At 26.4% G+C, this 19118-nt stretch carries 17 protein-coding genes and 1 other annotated feature (1 of these 18 running past the window's edge); of the genes, 13 read left to right on the top strand and 4 right to left on the bottom strand.

Features of this window, described 5'->3' with window-relative positions; all coding sequences use genetic code 11:
- Nucleotides 1-151: a binding site (T-box leader), on the top strand (it extends 100 nt beyond the left edge of the window).
- A 64-nt stretch (nt 152-215) separates the two neighbouring features.
- Complete coding sequence (gene metG, locus CSGHG_RS07825; RefSeq protein ID WP_010293909.1) at nt 216-2150, top strand: methionine--tRNA ligase; 1935 nt, start codon at nt 216-218, stop codon at nt 2148-2150.
- Between the two features lie 158 nt (nt 2151-2308).
- Nucleotides 2309-2902 (top strand): rubrerythrin, encoded by a 594-nt coding sequence (rbr, locus tag CSGHG_RS07820; RefSeq protein WP_010293906.1) that lies wholly within the window; start codon nt 2309-2311, stop codon nt 2900-2902.
- A gap of 63 nt (nt 2903-2965) precedes the next feature.
- Here rbr and CSGHG_RS07815 read toward each other — a convergent pair whose 3' ends face one another.
- Together CSGHG_RS07815 and gltS are read right to left on the bottom strand one after the other, a co-directional pair.
- On the bottom strand, nt 2966-3736 hold the full coding sequence (locus CSGHG_RS07815; protein WP_010293905.1) for a histidinol phosphate phosphatase: 771 nt from the start codon (nt 3734-3736) through the stop codon (nt 2966-2968).
- Nucleotides 3737-4149: 413 nt separating this feature from the next.
- Nucleotides 4150-5334, bottom strand: a complete 1185-nt coding sequence (gene gltS / locus CSGHG_RS07810) for a sodium/glutamate symporter (RefSeq protein ID WP_010293904.1) — start codon at nt 5332-5334, stop codon at nt 4150-4152.
- 505 nt (nt 5335-5839) lie between these two features.
- Here gltS and CSGHG_RS07805 point away from each other — a divergent pair.
- The 10 genes from CSGHG_RS07805 to CSGHG_RS07760 all read left to right on the top strand — a co-directional run bounded on the left by CSGHG_RS07805 (nt 5840) and on the right by CSGHG_RS07760 (nt 15422).
- Nucleotides 5840-7081: a DUF445 family protein gene (locus CSGHG_RS07805; RefSeq protein ID WP_010293903.1), complete on the top strand. Its 1242-nt coding sequence runs from the start codon at nt 5840-5842 to the stop codon at nt 7079-7081.
- Entirely contained in the window at nt 7066-7350 is a 285-nt protein-coding gene (locus tag CSGHG_RS07800) for a DUF445 family protein (protein WP_081496259.1), read from the top strand. Before CSGHG_RS07805 ends, CSGHG_RS07800 begins: the two co-directional genes overlap by 16 nt.
- Nucleotides 7351-7382: 32 nt before the next feature.
- Nucleotides 7383-8147, top strand: coding sequence for a TatD family hydrolase (locus CSGHG_RS07795; RefSeq protein WP_010293901.1), 765 nt, complete (start codon nt 7383-7385; stop codon nt 8145-8147).
- Between the two features lie 436 nt (nt 8148-8583).
- On the top strand, nt 8584-9603 hold the full coding sequence (locus CSGHG_RS07790; protein WP_010293900.1) for a 3D domain-containing protein: 1020 nt from the start codon (nt 8584-8586) through the stop codon (nt 9601-9603).
- 99 nt (nt 9604-9702) lie between these two features.
- Nucleotides 9703-9990 carry a hypothetical protein gene (locus tag CSGHG_RS07785; RefSeq protein WP_010293898.1) on the top strand — a complete coding sequence of 96 codons (288 nt, stop codon included), beginning with the start codon at nt 9703-9705 and terminating at the stop codon, nt 9988-9990.
- A 436-nt stretch (nt 9991-10426) separates the two neighbouring features.
- The gene (gene rnmV, locus CSGHG_RS07780; RefSeq protein ID WP_010293896.1) at nt 10427-10978 is read left to right on the top strand and encodes a ribonuclease M5; all 552 of its coding nucleotides are present in this window, start codon (nt 10427-10429) and stop codon (nt 10976-10978) included.
- Nucleotides 10971-11822, top strand: a complete 852-nt coding sequence (gene rsmA, locus CSGHG_RS07775; RefSeq protein ID WP_010293894.1) for a 16S rRNA (adenine(1518)-N(6)/adenine(1519)-N(6))-dimethyltransferase RsmA — start codon at nt 10971-10973, stop codon at nt 11820-11822. The genes rnmV and rsmA overlap by 8 nt, the downstream gene beginning before the upstream one ends.
- A gap of 214 nt (nt 11823-12036) precedes the next feature.
- A complete protein-coding gene (locus CSGHG_RS07770) occupies nt 12037-13452 on the top strand; it encodes a DUF7922 domain-containing protein (protein ID WP_010293892.1) in 1416 nt (471 codons plus the stop codon).
- 395 nt (nt 13453-13847) lie between these two features.
- The gene (locus tag CSGHG_RS07765) at nt 13848-14423 is read left to right on the top strand and encodes a hypothetical protein (RefSeq protein WP_010293891.1); all 576 of its coding nucleotides are present in this window, start codon (nt 13848-13850) and stop codon (nt 14421-14423) included.
- Nucleotides 14424-14615: 192 nt separating this feature from the next.
- The gene (locus CSGHG_RS07760) at nt 14616-15422 is read left to right on the top strand and encodes a hypothetical protein (protein WP_010293890.1); all 807 of its coding nucleotides are present in this window, start codon (nt 14616-14618) and stop codon (nt 15420-15422) included.
- Nucleotides 15423-15515: 93 nt separating this feature from the next.
- On the opposite strand, the gene CSGHG_RS23700 is transcribed toward CSGHG_RS07760, so the two are convergent.
- Together CSGHG_RS23700 and CSGHG_RS07750 are read right to left on the bottom strand one after the other, a co-directional pair.
- Complete coding sequence (locus CSGHG_RS23700) at nt 15516-15692, bottom strand: hypothetical protein (RefSeq protein WP_162829342.1); 177 nt, start codon at nt 15690-15692, stop codon at nt 15516-15518.
- A 250-nt stretch (nt 15693-15942) separates the two neighbouring features.
- Nucleotides 15943-16140 carry a cold-shock protein gene (locus CSGHG_RS07750; RefSeq protein ID WP_010293889.1) on the bottom strand — a complete coding sequence of 66 codons (198 nt, stop codon included), beginning with the start codon at nt 16138-16140 and terminating at the stop codon, nt 15943-15945.
- A gap of 456 nt (nt 16141-16596) precedes the next feature.
- Here CSGHG_RS07750 and nrdD point away from each other — a divergent pair, with 456 nt between their 5' ends.
- Nucleotides 16597-18717, top strand: a complete 2121-nt coding sequence (nrdD, locus tag CSGHG_RS07745) for an anaerobic ribonucleoside-triphosphate reductase (RefSeq protein ID WP_010293888.1) — start codon at nt 16597-16599, stop codon at nt 18715-18717.
- Nucleotides 18718-19118: the final 401 nt, after the last annotated feature.

Here is a 19118-nt window from a genome sequence, read left to right as displayed (position 1 = left end):
AGCAGACTTTCTGAGCAATAGTTAGGAAAGTACGGTGGCAACCGATATATTGCAAGGTGATAAATACTTTAGGGTTGAGTCACTTACTGAGGTACTTATTGTAAGATAAGTATAAATTAGAGTGGTAACACGTGTATATTACGTCTCTATACGATTAATTTCGTATAGAGACTTTTTATTTGTATAAAATTAAGATAATTATAGGAGGAATAAAAATGAGTAAAAAACCGTTTTATATTACAACACCGATATATTACCCATCTGCAAATCTTCATATAGGAAATACTTATACTACAGTTGCAGCAGATGCCATAGCTAGATTTAAAAGACTATCAGGTCATGATGTAATGTTCTTAACAGGAACAGATGAACATGGTCAAAAACTTCAAAGAATAGCAGAAGAAAAGGGCGTTCAACCGATAGAATATATAGATGAAATAGTTGCTGGAATAAAAAGTCTTTGGACATTAATGGATATTAAATATGATAAGTTTATAAGAACAACTGAAGATTATCATAAGAAAGCTGTTCAAAAAATATTTAAGCAGTTATATGATCAAGGTGATATATATAAAAGTTCATATGAAGGACTATATTGTACACCATGTGAATCTTTCTGGACTGAAACACAATTGGTGGACGGAAAATGCCCAGACTGTGGAAGACCAGTTGAAAAGGCAAAAGAAGAAGCATATTTCTTTAAAATGTCTAATTATGCTGATAGATTAATTGAGTATATAGAAACTCATCCAGAATTTATTCAACCAGAGTCAAGAAAAAATGAAATGCTTAATAACTTTTTAAGACCGGGATTACAAGATTTATGTATATCAAGAACTTCATTTACTTGGGGAATACCTGTAGAATTTGATCCAGGTCATGTTATATATGTTTGGATAGATGCATTATCAAACTATATAACTGCATTAGGATATAATAGTGAAAATACTGAGCTTTTAGAAAAATATTGGCCAGCAGATGTTCACTTAATAGGAAAGGATATATTAAGATTCCATACAATTTATTGGCCAATAATGTTAATGGCTTTAAATATGCCACTACCAAAGCAAGTATTTGGTCATGGATGGTTACTTGTTGATGGCGGAAAAATGTCTAAGTCAAAAGGCAACGTTGTAGATCCAGTTATTTTAGTTAATAAATTTGGTGTAGATGCAGTAAGATACTATTTATTACATGAAATTCCATTTGGAGCTGATGGGTTATTTAATAATGAAATATTTATAAAGAAAACAAACTCAGACCTTGCAAATGATCTTGGAAACTTACTTTCAAGAACAGTTACAATGATAGAAAAATATTTTGATGGAGTAATACCAGAGCCACAAGTAAAAGAGTCTTTAGATGAAGAGCTAATTTCACTTGCATTAAATACTCCTAAACTTGCAGAAGAAGCTTTAGATAAATTTAATGCACCTGCTGCACTTGATCATATATGGACATTAATAAGAAGAACAAATAAATATATAGATGAAACAACTCCTTGGGTTCTTGGAAAAGATGAAGAACAAAAACCAAGACTTGCTACAGTTTTATATAATTTAGCAGAGTCTTTAAGAATAGTTTCTGTTTTAGTTTCTCCATTCCTACCAAGTACAAGTGAGAAAATAAATGAACAAATAAATGCAACAAATATAACTTGGGACAGCTTAAAAGAATTTAATGGAACAGTTTTTGGAACTAAAGTTTGCAAAGGCGAAGCTATATTCCCAAGAATAGATGTTGAAGCTAAATTAGCAGAACTTGATAAGATTGCAGAAGAAGCTAAAAAAGCAGCAGCAATTAAAGAAATGGAACCTATAAAGGAAGAAATTACAATAGATGATTTTGACAAAATAGATTTAAGAGTTGTTAAAGTTTTAGAATGTGAGCCAATTAAAAAGGCTAAAAAACTTTTAAAATTAAAAGTTGATTTAGGTGGAGAGATACGACAAGTTGTATCTGGAATTGCTCAGCATTATAAACCAGAAGAATTAGTAGGTAAAAATGTGGTTCTAGTTGCAAACTTAAAACCGGTAAAATTAAGAGGTGAATTATCGCAAGGTATGATATTATGTGCATCAACTGATGATGATAGTAAATTATTTGCTGTAAATCCTGGTGATGTTCCAGCTGGAAGTATAGTGAAATAGTATAAGTAATAAAAACTGTCTCGAAATGAGACAGTTTTTACTTTTTTAAAATTATAATTTATAAAAATTTTCGATATTTAGAAAGCGCTGTATAAGAATTATATTTAAATTTTAGGGAATTCTAATTTGTAGAATAGATTTAAAAGGAGTGTTTTTATATGCCAACTTTAAAAGGTAGTAAAACTGAAAAAAATCTTATGAGAGCTTTTACTGGAGAATCTCAAGCAAGAAACAGATACACATTTTATGCAGAAGTGGCTAAAAAAGAAAATAATGAATATTTATACCACGTTTTTACAGAAACAGCAAATAACGAAAGAGCCCATGCAAAAGTATTTTTTGATTTATTAGCTCAAGCATTGACACCAGAGACTGAAGTGTTAATAGAAGATGGAACTTATCCAGTAGCAACAGGAACAACAGAACAAAATTTGAATTATGCAGCTAATGGAGAAAATAATGAATGGACTACTGTTTATCCAGAGTTTCAGAAAATAGCAGAAGAAGAAGGATTTAAGGAAGTAGCTATAGCATTTAAGCATATAATAGAAGTTGAAAAATCCCACTACGAAAGATATAAATTACTATATCAACTTATGAAAGAAAATAAACTTTATAAAAGAGATGAGCAGATTTCATGGAGATGCATGAATTGTGGATATATATATGAAGGAACAACAGCACCACTTGCATGTCCATTGTGTAAATATCCTCAAGGATATTATGAAAGATATTATGGTACTGAACAATAATATATAATTTAAATAAAAGACTATGGAATTATATTTATAAATGTATAATTCCATAGTTTTTGTTTATATTTTTTCATATTCTATTTTTCTATTTTTAAAATGTACTGGTTTTAAATTTAAAACATCACAAAAATCAACAGCTTCTTTAAAAGATCTACCTATATTTTCAGGAACATGAGAATCAGAACCAATAGTAACAAGGGTTCCACCTAATGAAGTATAAATTGAATAAATGTCTTTTAAAGATTTAATAGCTTTATCATCGTTAAATCTTCGTGTATTAAGTTCAACTACTATATTATTTTCAATACAAAGTTTAAAAACTTCCTTTATGTAGTCACCATATTCACTTACATGCATTTCTTTATCTTCAAAAGTACAATATCTGCATATATAATCTATATGAGCTAAAATATCGATATAATTATGGGTATTAATAGAAGCTATCATATCAGTAAAATATGTAGTAAAGATATAGTCTTTAGATTTACCTTTGTATAATGATTTATCAAAAATATCTATACCATTTACAGAATGTTGAGATCCAATTATTTGGTCAAAATTATATTTTTTTGCAATATTTAAATTTTCATCTGAAAAATTTTCATCCATTCCAAGTTCAATGCCTAAAAGTAAATTATTGCTTTTATAGTTAATATAGTCGTTAAAATAACTATCTATGTCAAGCTTAAATTTTGTTTTATCTGGATAATTTAAATCCATATGATCAGTTATAGTTAACCCTAAATTTAATTCTCTAGCTTTTTTTATAGCAATATCTATATTCATTTCAGAATCGCTAGAAAAGTTAGTATGTATGTGGGTATCAAACATATAAACACCGCCTTAAATTTAATAATTAGTTTATATAGGGATACAATCTCCAACTTAAATTTATACATCAAATTTTTGTTATAAGTTGAAAATTACTAGGAACAAAGTGAGTAGTAATAACCACAACTGGTTATTATTCACTCTTAACTTTTAACTAAAATATTGATGAAATATTAATTTGAGTTTTCTCATTTGATAAATGAATAAACTTAAAATTTAATTTGGAACCCTACAAAAGTAAATGCACAATATAATTATACCACTTAAGGTACATTAATATAAAAAAGAACTATTCTAATAAAAATTAAATTCTTATTAAAATAGTTCTAAAACTTTATTTGAATTGTGATATTTTAAAATACAAAATTATTCTTAAACTTATATGTTCTAAATTCTTTTATTTAACTTTAAAACTAGCCAAAAAGGTTAGCAAATATAGCTATAATAACAGAATTTGTAAAGTCAACAAGGAATGCGCCTACTACTGGTAATATAAAGAATGCTTTTGGAGATGGTCCAAACTTAGAAGTAACAGCATCCATATTAGCCATACCATTAGGTGTTGCACCCATTCCAAATCCACAGTGACCTGCAGACATAACAGCAGCATCATAATCCTTACCCATAAGTCTAAATGTTATAAAGTATGCGAATATGAACATTAATACTGCTTGGCAACCTAGTAATATTAGAAGTGGTCCAGCCGTTTCTTTCAATTGCCATAATTGTAAACTTATCAAAGCCATTGAAAGGAATACATTTAATGCGATATTTCCTATTGCATCAGTACAAGCTGTATTGATTTTAAATTTCTTAGTTACTTCACCAAAATTTATAACTATAGCTGCAATTATCATAGCATCTATATATGCAGGTAATGTTACACCTATTTTAGTGAAGAAGATTTCTAATATACTACCTACACCCATACATATAAATATTATTGATAATGTAGTAAATAATGATTTATATGATAATTCTTCTTTTGCAGTAGTTGTAGCTGCTGCATATTCAAGAGAATCACCCTTTAAATTATTCTTTTGAATTAATTTTTTTCCAATAGGTCCACCGATAATACTACCACAAATAAGACCAAATGTTGCAGCTGCCATTGCTGTAGCTGAAGCACCAGCTAGTCCATATTGAGTTTCAAAAGTATGTCCCCATGTTGCACCAGTTCCATGTCCACCAGTCATAGTAATAGAACCTGCAATAAGGCCAAGAAGTGGATTAGCACCTATAAGTTTTGAAACAGCAACTCCCACTATATCTTGTAAAACAACTAAAGATACTGCTGCTATAAAGAACATTATAACTTGTTTTCCACCTTGTTTAATAAGTTTAAAACTAGCACCAAGTCCAATTGTTGTAAAGAATACAAGCATAAATGGATCTTGTAATGTTACATCTAGGTTTATAGTTGCAATATTATATTGTCTAAGTAGAAAGTTTATAATTGCAAAAATAAGACCGCCTATTACAGGGGCAGGAATACAAAACTTTTCTAAAAGTGAAACCTTTTTCTTTAAAAAAGATCCAACATAGTAAAAAACTATTGCTACTGCTAGAGTTTGAATCATACTTAAGTCAATAACCATTAATAATCCTCCTTTAATATAATTAATTAAAATAAAAAGTACTACAATTCAATATTACAATAATATAAAAAATTCAGTCAAATGTAAAATAAGCCAAATTTCGAGAATAATTTGTGTTAACACAATAAAATGTCTAATTTTTTCAAATATACTAGTTTTAAAATTGAAAATTATTTCATTTTTTGAATTAGGCTAAAAATACTGATAAATGAAGGAAATAGTTAAAGTTTTATCAAATATGGTGAATTTATATTTAAATGTAAATAAAAAAATGTTAAGATAAAATAATATCATATTATTTTTTAATATGAAAGAGAAAAATATAAAAAACTATGCTATATAATATATGAAGGAATTGGATAAACTAAGAAAATAGAATATAATATTTAGTGGGCTAAATGTTAATGTACTATTAAAACGTTACAAAAATTGTAATAAAAGCTACTATTAATGTTAAAAGAATATCAATACATTTATTTACAATTAAATTAAAGGAGTGATAGATTTGAAATATTTAATAGGTATTATAATAGGAGCCATAATAGGATATTTTACTAACTGGTTAGCTATTAAGATGTTATTTAAACCACATAAAGAGGTAAGGTTTCTTGGGATTAAAGTACCTTTTACCCCAGGATTAATACCAAAGGAAAAAGATAGAATTGCTAAAAGTGTTGGAGATGCTGTTGGAGACCATTTACTTGATAAAGAAACAATTATAGATTCATTATGTAGCGAAAAAATTAGCAATTCTATTAAATTGTATTTTAAGAATAAGTTTTTAAAAGTCAAAGAAAGTGAAAAAACAATTGGAAATATATTAGATACAAGTTTACAGTTAAATGTTGATAATGTTTTAAAAGAAAGTATTTCATCAACTATTTTAAACTCTGAAATTAGTGAAAAAATAAAGAGAGACGGTTCTTTGGTTATTGAACAACAACTTTTAAAAATTATAGGAAAGAATCCTAAAGAAGTATTGCTGAATAAGGATTATGATAAACTTAAAAACAATTTAATACATAAGGGTAATGAATATTTAGAAAGTGAAGAGTTAGTTGCAAATGTTAATAACATATTAGAAAAAAATATAAAAAATTTACAAGACTCAGAAGATAAAATTAAAGATGTATTACCAGAAGGATTAATAATAGCTTTAAAAGTTTATGCATGTGATAATCGTGAAAAAATAGCACAGTATTTAAAAGATATATTAAGAACCGAAAAAACAGAGGTTAAAATTAAAGATGGTATAAACAAAGCTATATTAGGAATGAGTCCTATGATAGCTATGTTTTTGAAAAGCGATATTATATATGATAAAGTCTTAGAATATGGTGATGCTTTTTTATCAAATGAAGAAAATGTAGATGATTTATCTATGTTGATAACTAATGCTATAGATAGCTTTTCGGAAAAGTCTATAAGCGAAGTTTTAAAAAGCATTTCTTTAGAAAATAAAGAGGAAATTGTAAATAATATATCAAAGCTAATAGTTACTAAAGCAAAAGACAATAATGTTGTAGATAGTTTTGTTATTAAAATTCAAAATGGATTATTTGAAAATAAAAATAATATAGAAGAAGTATTAAAAACAGTAAATATAGATTCAAAGGATTTAATTAATAAAATAATAGATATTGTTAATAAGGATATTTTAAAGGATGATATTATTAAAAGTGGTGTAAATTCAATGGTTGAAAGTTTGATAACAATAATTAAAAGTAAAAAATTAAAGAGGTTTTAGTTAGTGTTGATGAAAGGATAATTGATAATATATCAAATAATATTGTTGAAGTTTATAATAGATTTATGAAAAATAGTGGTAAACAACTTGTTGATAGTTTTAATGTATCGAGAATAATAGAAGATAAAATTAACAGCTTTGAAGTAGAATTTGCAGAAAAATTAATTTTAGAAATTGCAAGTAAAGAATTAAGAGCTATAACATGGCTTGGAGGATTACTTGGAGGAATTATGGGATTATTATCACCGATTTTAGGAACTATTCTGTAGTAATTATATAAACTAGTTAGGGGGAATTTATTATGATATTTGATTCGCATGCACATTATGATGATGCAAGTTTTGATAAGGATAGAGATAAAGTTATAAAAGAAATAAGAGACAATGGTGTTATTGGAGTTTTGAATTGTGGATCAGATTTCAATGGCATGAAAATGTCAGTGGAATTGTCTAATAAACATGACTTCATTTATGCAGCAATTGGTATTCATCCATCTTATGCTGATATTGTAGATGAAAAATTAATAGATGAATTAAGGGATATTTATAAGAATAATAAGAAGGTAAAGGCTATTGGTGAAATTGGCCTAGATTATTATTGGGAGGAAAATCCACCAAAGGATATTCAACAAAAGGCTTTTAGAATGCAGATGGAACTTGCAAGAGAGCTTAAAATTCCAGTAGTTATACATGATAGAGATGCACACAAAGATACATTAGATATAATGAAGGAATACCCAGATGTAACAGGAGTAGTTCATTGTTTTTCTGGAAGTGTTGAATTTGCTAAGGAATGTATAAAGTTAGGTTACTATATAGGGGTGACAGGTGTTGTTACTTTTAAAAATGCTAAAACTATAAAAGAAGTAGTAAAGGAAATACCAATGGAAAGAATATTGGTTGAAACTGATTGTCCGTATATGGCGCCAACACCAAACAGAGGTAAAAGGAATCAATCAGATTATATAAAATATATTATAGAAAATATTATGGAAATAAAAGGTATAAATAAAACAGAGGTAGAAAATATAACTATATTAAACACAAAAAAGTTATTTAGCATATAATCTATTAATAATTTTTACTATTGTTCCATAGAAGTAATAAATAATGAAATATTTTCATTGATATCTAAATTAAGTTATAAGTAGCTTGTTTTGTAGATGAATAACTTGGAATATATACTTTAATATGACTGATAATGAAAAAATTTAAAGGGTATTTTTAAAAGAATTTGTAAAATAATTTAAAACATTGACTTTCATAAAGTAATAATTAATTATTTTAAGTAATATATTTAATTAACATCATCAAAAAAATTTATTAAAAGTCTTCTACTAAGTCTACCCTTAAGGATTGATTTATCTGCAATTACAAGTCGTGAGGTATGATTAAAACTCATGCATTTACGGAGTCAATTCACAAGAGAATAGTTTGAAATTTGACAGGAATAAAAATCTTAGGTATAATTTCGAGGTACTCTTGTCTAAGGGAGGTATTTTTATGATTAGTAATATAAAAACAAGACTAAATAGTATTTTTAAGTCTTGGAAAAAAACTCTAGCGGTAGCGACGTGTGTTACTGTTATAGGGGGCGCAGTTACTATAGTAAATATGAAAAAAACTATATCAGTAGTTATTGATGGCCAGGAAGTACAAATAACAACATTAGCAAGTGATTTAGGAAAAATATTAGATAAACAACAAATAAAAGTAGAATCATTTGATAAGGTATCTGTAGCATTAGACAGTAAAGTGAAAGATGGAGACAAAATTTATATAAAGAAAGCTGTAGATGTTGAAGTTAATGTTGATGGCAAGGTATTAAAATTTAAATCATCAGAAGATAACGTAGGAAATATGTTAGATTCTAAAAAAATTGCAATAAATGATTTAGATAAAATATCACCAACAAAAGACGAACTTCTGCAAGATGGAATGAAAATAAATGTAACAAGAGTAGCCAAAGAAGTTAAAAATGAAGTTAAATCGTTAGAATATGCAGTAGAAAAAAGAGAAAATAATGATTTAGCGGAAGGTACTGAAAATATAGTTCAAGAAGGCCAAAATGGGGAAAAATTAATAACCTCAGAAGTCGTTTACGAAAATGGAAAAGAAGTTTCACGTAAAGTAGTAGGTGAAAAAGTTCAAAAAAATCCAGTAAATAAGATAGTAGACGTTGGTACTTTAGCAACTGTAAGAACTTCACGTGGAGCAGAGGAAAATTATACTGATATGGTGGTTATGGAATCCACAGCCTATACAGCAGATAGAGGCAATGATAATGGAATAACAGCATCTGGTACAAGTTGTGTTCGTGATCCGAACGGATATAGTACTATTGCAGTTGATCCAAGAGTGATTCCATTAGGAACTAAAGTATATATAGAAGGTTATGGTTATGCAATAGCTCAAGACACTGGTGGAGCAATTAAAGGAAATATAATTGATGTTTACTTTAATAGTTATAGTGAAACTATGAATTGGGGAAGAAGAAACGTTAAAGTTTATATTTTAAAATAGGAGCTAGGCTCCTATTTTTTCTTTTTCCCAAAATTTAGATTGTAATATTGAAAATATAATTTAATGTATATAAGTATTATTTGAAATAAGGAGTTATAAATGAATTTTAAATTTACAATAAATGAAGTTATAACAATTGTTATGGCTATGTTGGAACAGTTAGAATCAATAAATGAATTTGGTATAGAAAATGAAGTATATTTTCCTAAACCTATAAATGATAAATTGAATAGTATCGAGGGCAAAGAATATGATAATTTCATAGCTAAAGCATATGAAATAGCAGATAAGGTTTATCTTCTTAAAAGTGGAGAACTTAATGAATTGAATTTTATCCACGAAGAAATTAATAATTTAGCACAAGAACTATTAAAAGAGTATATTTAAGTAGAAATTACATTGTTTAGAGTTACTTTAAATTATTATAAAAATAGATATAAAAACTATTTAAAATAAAGCATTTATAGGAATACTAATATAAAAACTGTTATAGTGTGGCAAATAATTTATATAATAGTAGGCTTACTTTTCATATCATATATAATGAGTTATAATATTAAAGTTAGAATTCAAGTTTCTTATAAAATAAATATAAGTTTTATAGGGAAACAAGCTTGCATTTAAATTTATTCAATAGCTTAAAATATTTTATGAAAAATGTAGTGTTGAATTTTAAAGGATGCTATATAGTAGATGTTCAAAACTTAACGTAATATAGTTTTAGAAAATATAAAATAAAATTATGTAAAAAATCTTAGGATTTTATCTACTATATAGCATCTTTAATATTAAGAAAATATCTTATAAATCTTGGAGGAATGTAATGATTAAAGAAGTAATTGTTGTTGAAGGTAGAGATGATGTTACAGCTGTAAAAAGAGCTGTAGAAGCAGAAGTAATTTCAGTTAGTGGTTTTGGTATAAATGCCAATAGTATAAATAAGATAAAAGAAGCACAAAAAAGACAAGGGGTAATAGTTTTAACAGATCCTGATTTTGCAGGAGAAAAAATAAGAAAAATAATATCAAAAAGAGTTTCAGGAATAAAGCATGCTTATATAAGTCAAAAGGATGGAACTAAAGGTGATGATATAGGAGTTGAAAATGCTTCTCCAGAAACTATAATTAGAGCACTTAAAAATGCAAAGTGTGAGATGAAAGATGTACGTAAAGAATTTAATATTCAAGATATGTATTATTTTAAATTAACTGGAGATAGTAGGTCAAAAGAAAGAAGAGATTGTTTAGGAAATATACTTGGAATTGGTTATGGTAATGCTACTCAATTTGTTACAAGATTAAATAACTATGGAATAAGCAAAGAAGAATTTGTAAAGGCTATGGAAAAGGTTGGAAAGGAGATAGATAATGAGTAACTTAACTACAAAAGATATTGTAAATAAGTATGATTTTAAATTTGCTAAAAGTTTAGGACAAAACTTTTTAACAGATGATACGGTGTTAGAAGATATAGTATCAGGTGCAGCTGTATGTAAAGATGATTATATTATAGAAATAGGACCAGGTGTAGGAACACTTACTGTTGAATTGTTAGATAGAGCAAAAAGAGTTACTAGTATAGAACTTGATGATAGATTAATACCTATTTTAACAGAGGAACTTAAAGATTATGAAACATTTAATCTTATACATAAAGACGCATTAAAAGTAAATTATAAAGAGTTAATTGGTGATGAAAAAAGTGTTAAAGTTGTAGCGAATTTACCTTATTATGTGACAACTCCAATTATAGCAAATCTTTTAAATGGTGAGTATAACTTTAAATCATTAACAATAATGATACAAAAGGAAGTTGCAGAAAGAATAGATGCACAGCCTAGTACAAAAGATTATGGTGCATTTTCATTATTAGTACAATATTATTGTGATACTGCAATAATTAGAAGAGTACCACCATCATGTTTTATACCTTCCCCTAAAGTAGATTCTATAGTAATTAGATTAGATAAGTTAGAAAAGCCTAGAATAAGTGTAAAAGATGAAAAGTTGTTTTTTAATGTAATACGTCAATCTTTTAATATGAGAAGAAAAACTTTATGGAATGGTATGAAAAATATAGGCTTGGAAAAAGAAAAATTAGAAAAAGCATTTAATGTTGCAGGAATAGATCCAAAACGTAGAGGTGAAACTTTAACTATAGAAGAGTTCGGAAAGTTAAGTGATGCCATATATGATGAAAGAAATGCAAATAACATATAGTATTTAAAATTTTATAGATAATTTTAAAAGTTACAAAGTAAGTAAAACTTAATTTGTAGCTTTTTTTATATTACGCTGATTTTAAAAATAGGAATTATTTAAATATTAAAATAATAAGATAATAAAAGAGATATTAGATATATTATAAAATTATCATTTTTTATAATATAGTTTCATATATTTATAGTGTATAAATTAAATGGAGGTAGCAAAAGTGGCATCTAAAAAAAGTTATAGTAGGTTTTTTATTATTCTGCAAGAAGATGAAAAAGGTCACGGATTGACTTCGGATAAAGCGCCATCAGGTTACACGAAAATAGAAGTTAAAAATAATAAATGTAAGTTATCTTATTATGTTCAAAATTTAAAAAAGAATGATAAAGATTATTATATGGCATTAATCTGTGATAAAGATGATGTTAAAAATGTAATAAACATATCAAAGTTGAACATAGACGATAATGGAAAGGCAGATACTACATGCGAATATGATGTTAACAATATAGGCAACACAGGCATGTCATTAGATAAGATAAGTGGTTCTGCAATAATATCTCTAAGCAGTAATAGAATGAAATCTATTATGAGCGGATTTATAACTAATGAAGTATCAAAGGATTGGAAAAATTTTAGAGTAATTTCAGAGGAAAGTTTATCACGAAAACAAGATGTAGAGACTAAATTTGATCAATATGAGAAAGAAATTGAAGAGAAGAAAAACGACTTACAAAAACACGCAAATATAGAAAAAATGGAAGAAAATGTTAACTCTCAAAGTAACTTTGCAGCAGAAGAAATTATAGGTAAGGAAAATAGCTTACAAAGTGAAACTATGGGAAAAAATGAAAAAGAAATTTTAAGAAGTGAATCACAAATACAAGAAGATAGAAATGCTGCAAACTTATATCAAATTAATGATGATGAATTTGATATGTTAGGGGAAAATGAAATACAAAGACATAAGAAAAAACATGAACATGACAATGAGTGTAAAGAAGAACATAAAGAAGAAAAAAAATCAAAGAAAAAGGAAAAAGAAGAATGCCAGGAATGCCAACAATGTAAAGAATGCAAAGAACATGAACATGAAAATAAATCTAAAGAAGAGAAAGCAAATAAAAAAGAAAAGCATGATAAAGATAAAAAAGATTTACATGAAGAGTATCATAATATGGAAAATATCTTTAACTTAAATGAAAAGATGGTTAATGAAAGCCAAGGGATAATGAATAAATTTTTTAAGGATATAGTTAAAGATTTTGAGAAAGTATTAGGATATGATGAAATTAAGAATTGTACATGGTATAGAGTAAACATATATCAGTTAGAAGATATGTATTGTATAAATGATTATAAAAAATATACGGTAGTATACTACCCATTAATATGTTATTATCCATACATTTCAAAATATAAACATTGTATGATAGGTCATAAACACGATAAAAATGGTGATTTAAAGTATCTTATTTATGCAATCCCAGGTAAAAAATCTGAACATGAGCAGCCATATGGAGGTAAAACTGGATTTGTTACATGGATGCCAAGCAAAAAAACTGATGATTATGGATATTGGATGATGTTCTACGACTTTAAGAATTCAACAGTAGTAGTACCTGTGAAAAAATAAATATGAGGGGGGAGACCCCTTCATTTTTAATTATAGTTTGTAAGTACATATAGGGTTCTAAGATGAGTTTTAAACTTATTCAACTTTAAAATAAGAAAACTTGAAATTAACGTTATATAATATTTGAAAGTATATTTTATATAAATTTGCAAAGCAAATTATATTATTAGGTTAAAGGAAGCTGGACTTTATTTTTGTCCTAAACTATGAATTCTTAAATTTTAAGTATTTCCGTTCATAGTTAATTCTTTTGGGTATGCAAAATTCGAAATATATAATATGAAGTATTATTTTGAAACCCTATAAATGAAAAGCTTCTATATTAAAGAAATGTAATATAAAGTTTCATAATAAGGTAATTAACATATATAAGTAATATTTAGGGGGATAAAAATATGAGCTTAAATGAATTTGATAGAAAAAAGACTGGGTTAGCAATTATTATGGTAGGGCTTATGATAATGGTAATAGGAATAGGAAATTTTTTTCAAGATAAATTGAAAGAAACTACTTTAACACAAAACAATATATCTTCATTTAAAATATACAAGATTAATAAAAATATTAATTATAGCCTTCCTGATACATGGATTAACAGTGAAAGTAAGGGAGGAAACGATATAGAATATAATAGTGAATTTATTTCTGATGATGGAGTAATAAAAGGAAATATTAAGTTATATAAAGATGAATTTAAGCAAAATGAATTATTAAAGAAGCATAGTGATAACTTGCAGTCTTTAGGGATAAAAGAGTATGAAAAAAGAACTATTAAATTTAAAAATGGTAAAGGAACTTTGATAGAATATAAAAATAAATTATCAGATAGCAAAGTGTATAGAAATTATGATTATATAATAAATTTAAACAATAAAAATATAATTGTTAATTTTTATATGGATGATAAAAGTTATAAAGAAAATACACCTACTTTGTTAGATAAAATTGTAAAAAATATTCAGTACAATTAATGTTTGATTAAATAACATACAAGTATTATAATAAAGATATTAATAAAAGAGGAGCATTGGCTTCTCTTTTATTAATATGGATATACAGAAAATGTAAGTTTGAAAAATGTATAAATTAGATGGTGATTTTGGAATCATATATAAAAAGATAAATATATGAAAATAAATTTAAATGATTTTTGGAGGGCTAATGTGAAAAAAAATAAAAAATATTTAATAATCCTAATATGTTTTATTGCTATGATTGCCTTAAATGGATGTTCTTTAAAAAAAGATAATGGAGCATTTGGTTTTATGAAAAATAGCAATGTTATGAAAATAACAATTCAAAGTACGAGAGATCAAAGCTATAAGTTTACTGTTACGGATAAAGATGTAATAAATGATATTTATAAAATACTTTTGAAGGCAAAAAAAGTTGATGAAAAGAGTACATTGTCACCAGACTATGTTTTTGAAATATATGAAGGCCCTGAAAATATACATAAATTTAATTATATTACCGGATTAGATAAGGCTGAAGGTGCTAATTTTTATGATGGAAATAATAATTATATAGTTTCTAAAAGGTTGGATAATGATATAATAAAGAACTTTTGGAATATAAGAAAGCCTTTAGATTTTGAAAAAGTTTATTACAATTCTATACTTAAAGGACTAGATCAATATTTAAATAATGAAGGCAAAGGATTAAAAGTTGCTGTCAACTTAGATAAAGATTTAGAAATGGCTAAATTTGTATTATCAACAGATTTGCTTAAATTTGAAAAGAATTTAAATAAGCTAAATAATGTAACTCTTATTGGTGATAAAAAAGAAGAAGAGTTTGACGCGGTAATGAGTTTAAAAACAGAGGGGTATACGTCAACTAAGTATAAAGGTATAATAACATTTTCAGGAAAAGCAGGATCCAATGATCAAATTTATTATATAAATGACGTATATGAAAATGGTGGTTGGAATATTAGTATAACTAAAGAAAAACCAGAAAATTTCTAGTTTAATTATATTTAGTTCTAGAAAATTAAAAGAATCATATATAGAAATTTTAAGTAAACACTATTAAAAAATAATAGTGTTTATTTTGTTATACTAAAAAAAGTTAGACATGTTTAGTGTATCTTTTTTATTATGTAATGTAGATAAGTTTACACTATCGCCTACACTAGAGTTTAATGGTAATGAATTAAGTGGAATATTTATTATAAAACTATTAGAAATTTCAACAAAAGCGTCAGTACTATTTAAATCTATAATTTTACCAAACAATAAAAACACCTCTTTTATGTAAGTTTTGCTTATTGAAAATTTAATTTAAAAATGTAAATTCATTAATATTTTAAACAAATATTAATTTTAGTATTCATTAGAAGCATAAAAAGTATTATTAGTATTTATTAATAGCAATAACCTGTAAATAAAATAATTTACAGGTTAAAGTTTTTTATTATAGTTTAAGCATTTATTAAAATCATAATAATTTCAAATTTACAAAAATTATCATGAATAGGATCAAAAATTATAATTTACAAACATTTGTAGCTTGAGGTCCTTTTTCACCTTCAACTACATCAAATTCTACTTTTTGTCCTTCTTCTAAGGATTTATATCCATCATCTTTTATAGATGAAAAATGAACAAAAACGTCTTCTTCACCTTCTACAGATAAAAATCCAAATCCTTTTTCGGCATTAAACCATTTTACAGTACCTATCATAAAAATTCCTCCTAAATAAAACAAATTCATAAAATTTAAATTTGATACTAGTTTTTACTATTTATAAATTTTTATACTATAAATATTTAAATTTAATATTTTTTTATGATTTAATATAAAAATTGATTTATAGAATTTTATAATTAATTTAATGAAAATAATATGTACGGTACTATACAAGGGTTATATTCAATATATTAAAATAAGCGAAATAATTTGAAAATAATAAATAAGGTTAATAATTAAGCACATAATTTAATATATAAAAAATTATAATATAAAGCCAAAAAAAAACATGTCAATTTGACTACATAAGTGAAAAAGGAAATAAGAATACATTAAGATAAGAATTTTAAGTTTTAAGTCATTTTTCTATACACATTCGCTAATTGATATAAATATTTTACTAGAGTATAATAGACCGAGTGCAATATATCGTGTTTGAGGGGGTAGTTTATGCTATATGTTGTAAAAAGAGATGGTAGAAGAGCTGAATTTAACTCTGTTAAAATAACAAATGCAATTAAAGGTGCGGCAGATGAAATTTCATATAATCTACTTGAAAGCGAAAAAATAGAATTAACTCAAAAGATAATTAAAAGAATTGAAAAATTAGATGTAGAAGAACTTACTGTAGAACAAGTACAGAATATGGTTCAAGAAACATTATTAGAAAACGGGCATAAGCCTATAGGTGTAGCTTATGCTAACTATAGAAAAGAAAGAACTAGATTAAGAGAAATTAAATCAGATTTAATGAAGGCAATTGAACAAATAGGTGTGGAAACGGATAGAGATAATGCAAATGTTGGAAATAACTTTAGTTCAAAACTTCTTAGAATAGCAAGTGAATCAAATAAATGGTTTAATTTATCAACAATGCCAAAGCATTTATCTAAAGCCCACGAAAATGGAGATCTATATTATCATGATTTAGATAGCTATAACTTAACAGTAAACTGTCTACATATACCAACTAAAGAGGTATTAGAGAGAGGTTTTAATACAGGTTATGGATATCTAAGAAAAGCTAAACGTATAGACTCAGCAGCAGAGCTGTCTTGTATATTACTTCAATCAACTCAAAATGATATGTTTGGAGGACAATCACATCCAGATTTTGATAATGACTTATCTGTATTTGTAGAACCAACAAGAGAAGAATTAAGAAAAGAATTTGAAGAATTAGGAATCCCAAAAGAAAATATAGAAGTAGCAGTAGAGAAAAAAGTTAATAGAATGATTGAACAGTCTATGCAAGGGATTGTATATAATTTAAATACAATGCATTCTAGAGCAGGTTCGCAAGTTCCTTTCTCATCAATAAATATTGGAACACCTAATAATAAGGATGCGGCACTTATATGTGAAAAGTTTTTAATTGAATATGAAAAAGGATTAGGTAAAGGAGAACAACCTATTTTCCCTAATATAATATTTAGAGTTAAAACAGGTATAAATAAGGAGCCAAATGATCCATATTACTACTTATTTAAATTAGCTTGTAGAGTAGCTAGTAAAAGAATGAATCCAACATTTATGAATATAGATGCAGATTTCAATAAGGAATATTACGATAAAGGATATATGCCAGCAACAATGGGATGTAGAACATACCTTATGAGTAATTGTAATGGAGAACCAGGAACTAAAGGAAGAGGGAATATAGCACCAACAACTATAAATCTTCCAAGAGTAGGTATTCTTGCTAAAGGTGATAAAGAAAAATTCTTTTCTTTATTAGAAACTAGATTAGAACAGGCAAGTGAATCATTAATGCATAGATATAATGTATTAAAAAATTTAAGAATTAAAGATTTACCATTTGTTGCAGGACAAGGACTTTTAAAAGGATCAGAGGGATTAGGTGCAGATGATTCTATAGAACCTATTTTAAAACAAGGCAGTTTTGCAATAGGATTTATAGGACTTGCTGAAACTTTAATAGCCCTTACAGGAAAGCATCATGGTCAGTGTGAAGAGTCAAGAAAGCTTGGCGAAGAAATTATAACATTTATGAGGGCCTTTACAGACAAATTAACTAAAGAAACTAGTCTAAACTGGGGATGTTATGCAACACCAGCAGAAGGTTTAAGTGGTAAATTTATATTACAAGATAAGAAAGTATTTGGAGAAGTAAAAGGGGTAACGGATAAAGATTACTATACAAATAGTTATCATATACCAGTAGGGTTCCCAATATCAATAATAGATAAAATCCAAATAGAAGCTCCATATCACAAGCTTTGTAACTCAGGTCATATAAGTTATTTAGAAGTTGACGATTATCCATCACCAGAAGTTGTTGAGGATATTATTAAGTATGCTTATAATAACAGTAATATAAGCTATATAGGTATAAATTTTCATATTAAATATTGTAGAGATTGTGGTACGTACTTAAAGCCAGATAAATTTGAATGTCCAACTTGTGGAAGTTCAAACATCCAAGGTGTATCAAGAGTAACTGGATACTTAAGCTTAGATGAAAGATTTGGTCCAGGAAAATACCATGAAAGAGAAGATAGACTATCACATACAGAAAATCATAAAAAAATCTATGCAATAGAGGAATAATAAAATTTTATAATTAAGTAAGGGTGTTATAAAACTAACTAAAAGAAAGTTAGTTTTGTAATACCTTTTTTCGTATATTTTATCCTTTGGAATAAATAATATATAAATGTTATAATTGAAGAAAATATTAAATAAGGTGAAGATAAAATGAAAATAATATACAAAAAGGATTATGGAGAAATTTATGATTTCTTAGCTAGTCTATGGATAATAGTAAATAAAGATATTTTAGAAAAAATTTAAAAGAAAGTGAAATTGATTTAAATAAGGATATATTTAGCTTAGATGTAAATATATTTAATTTTTTATCTAATATTGAAGAGAAAAATGGTGTAAAAAAGGAAAATCTATATTTTTTCTTTTCTCAATATAATAGAAATACAGAAACTTTTAATACTATA

Origin of the sequence: Clostridium senegalense JC122, assembly GCF_000285575.1 — a bacterium.
Lineage (GTDB): Bacteria > Bacillota > Clostridia > Clostridiales > Clostridiaceae > Clostridium_J > Clostridium_J senegalense.
This window is presented reverse-complemented; position numbering and strand designations above follow the sequence as displayed.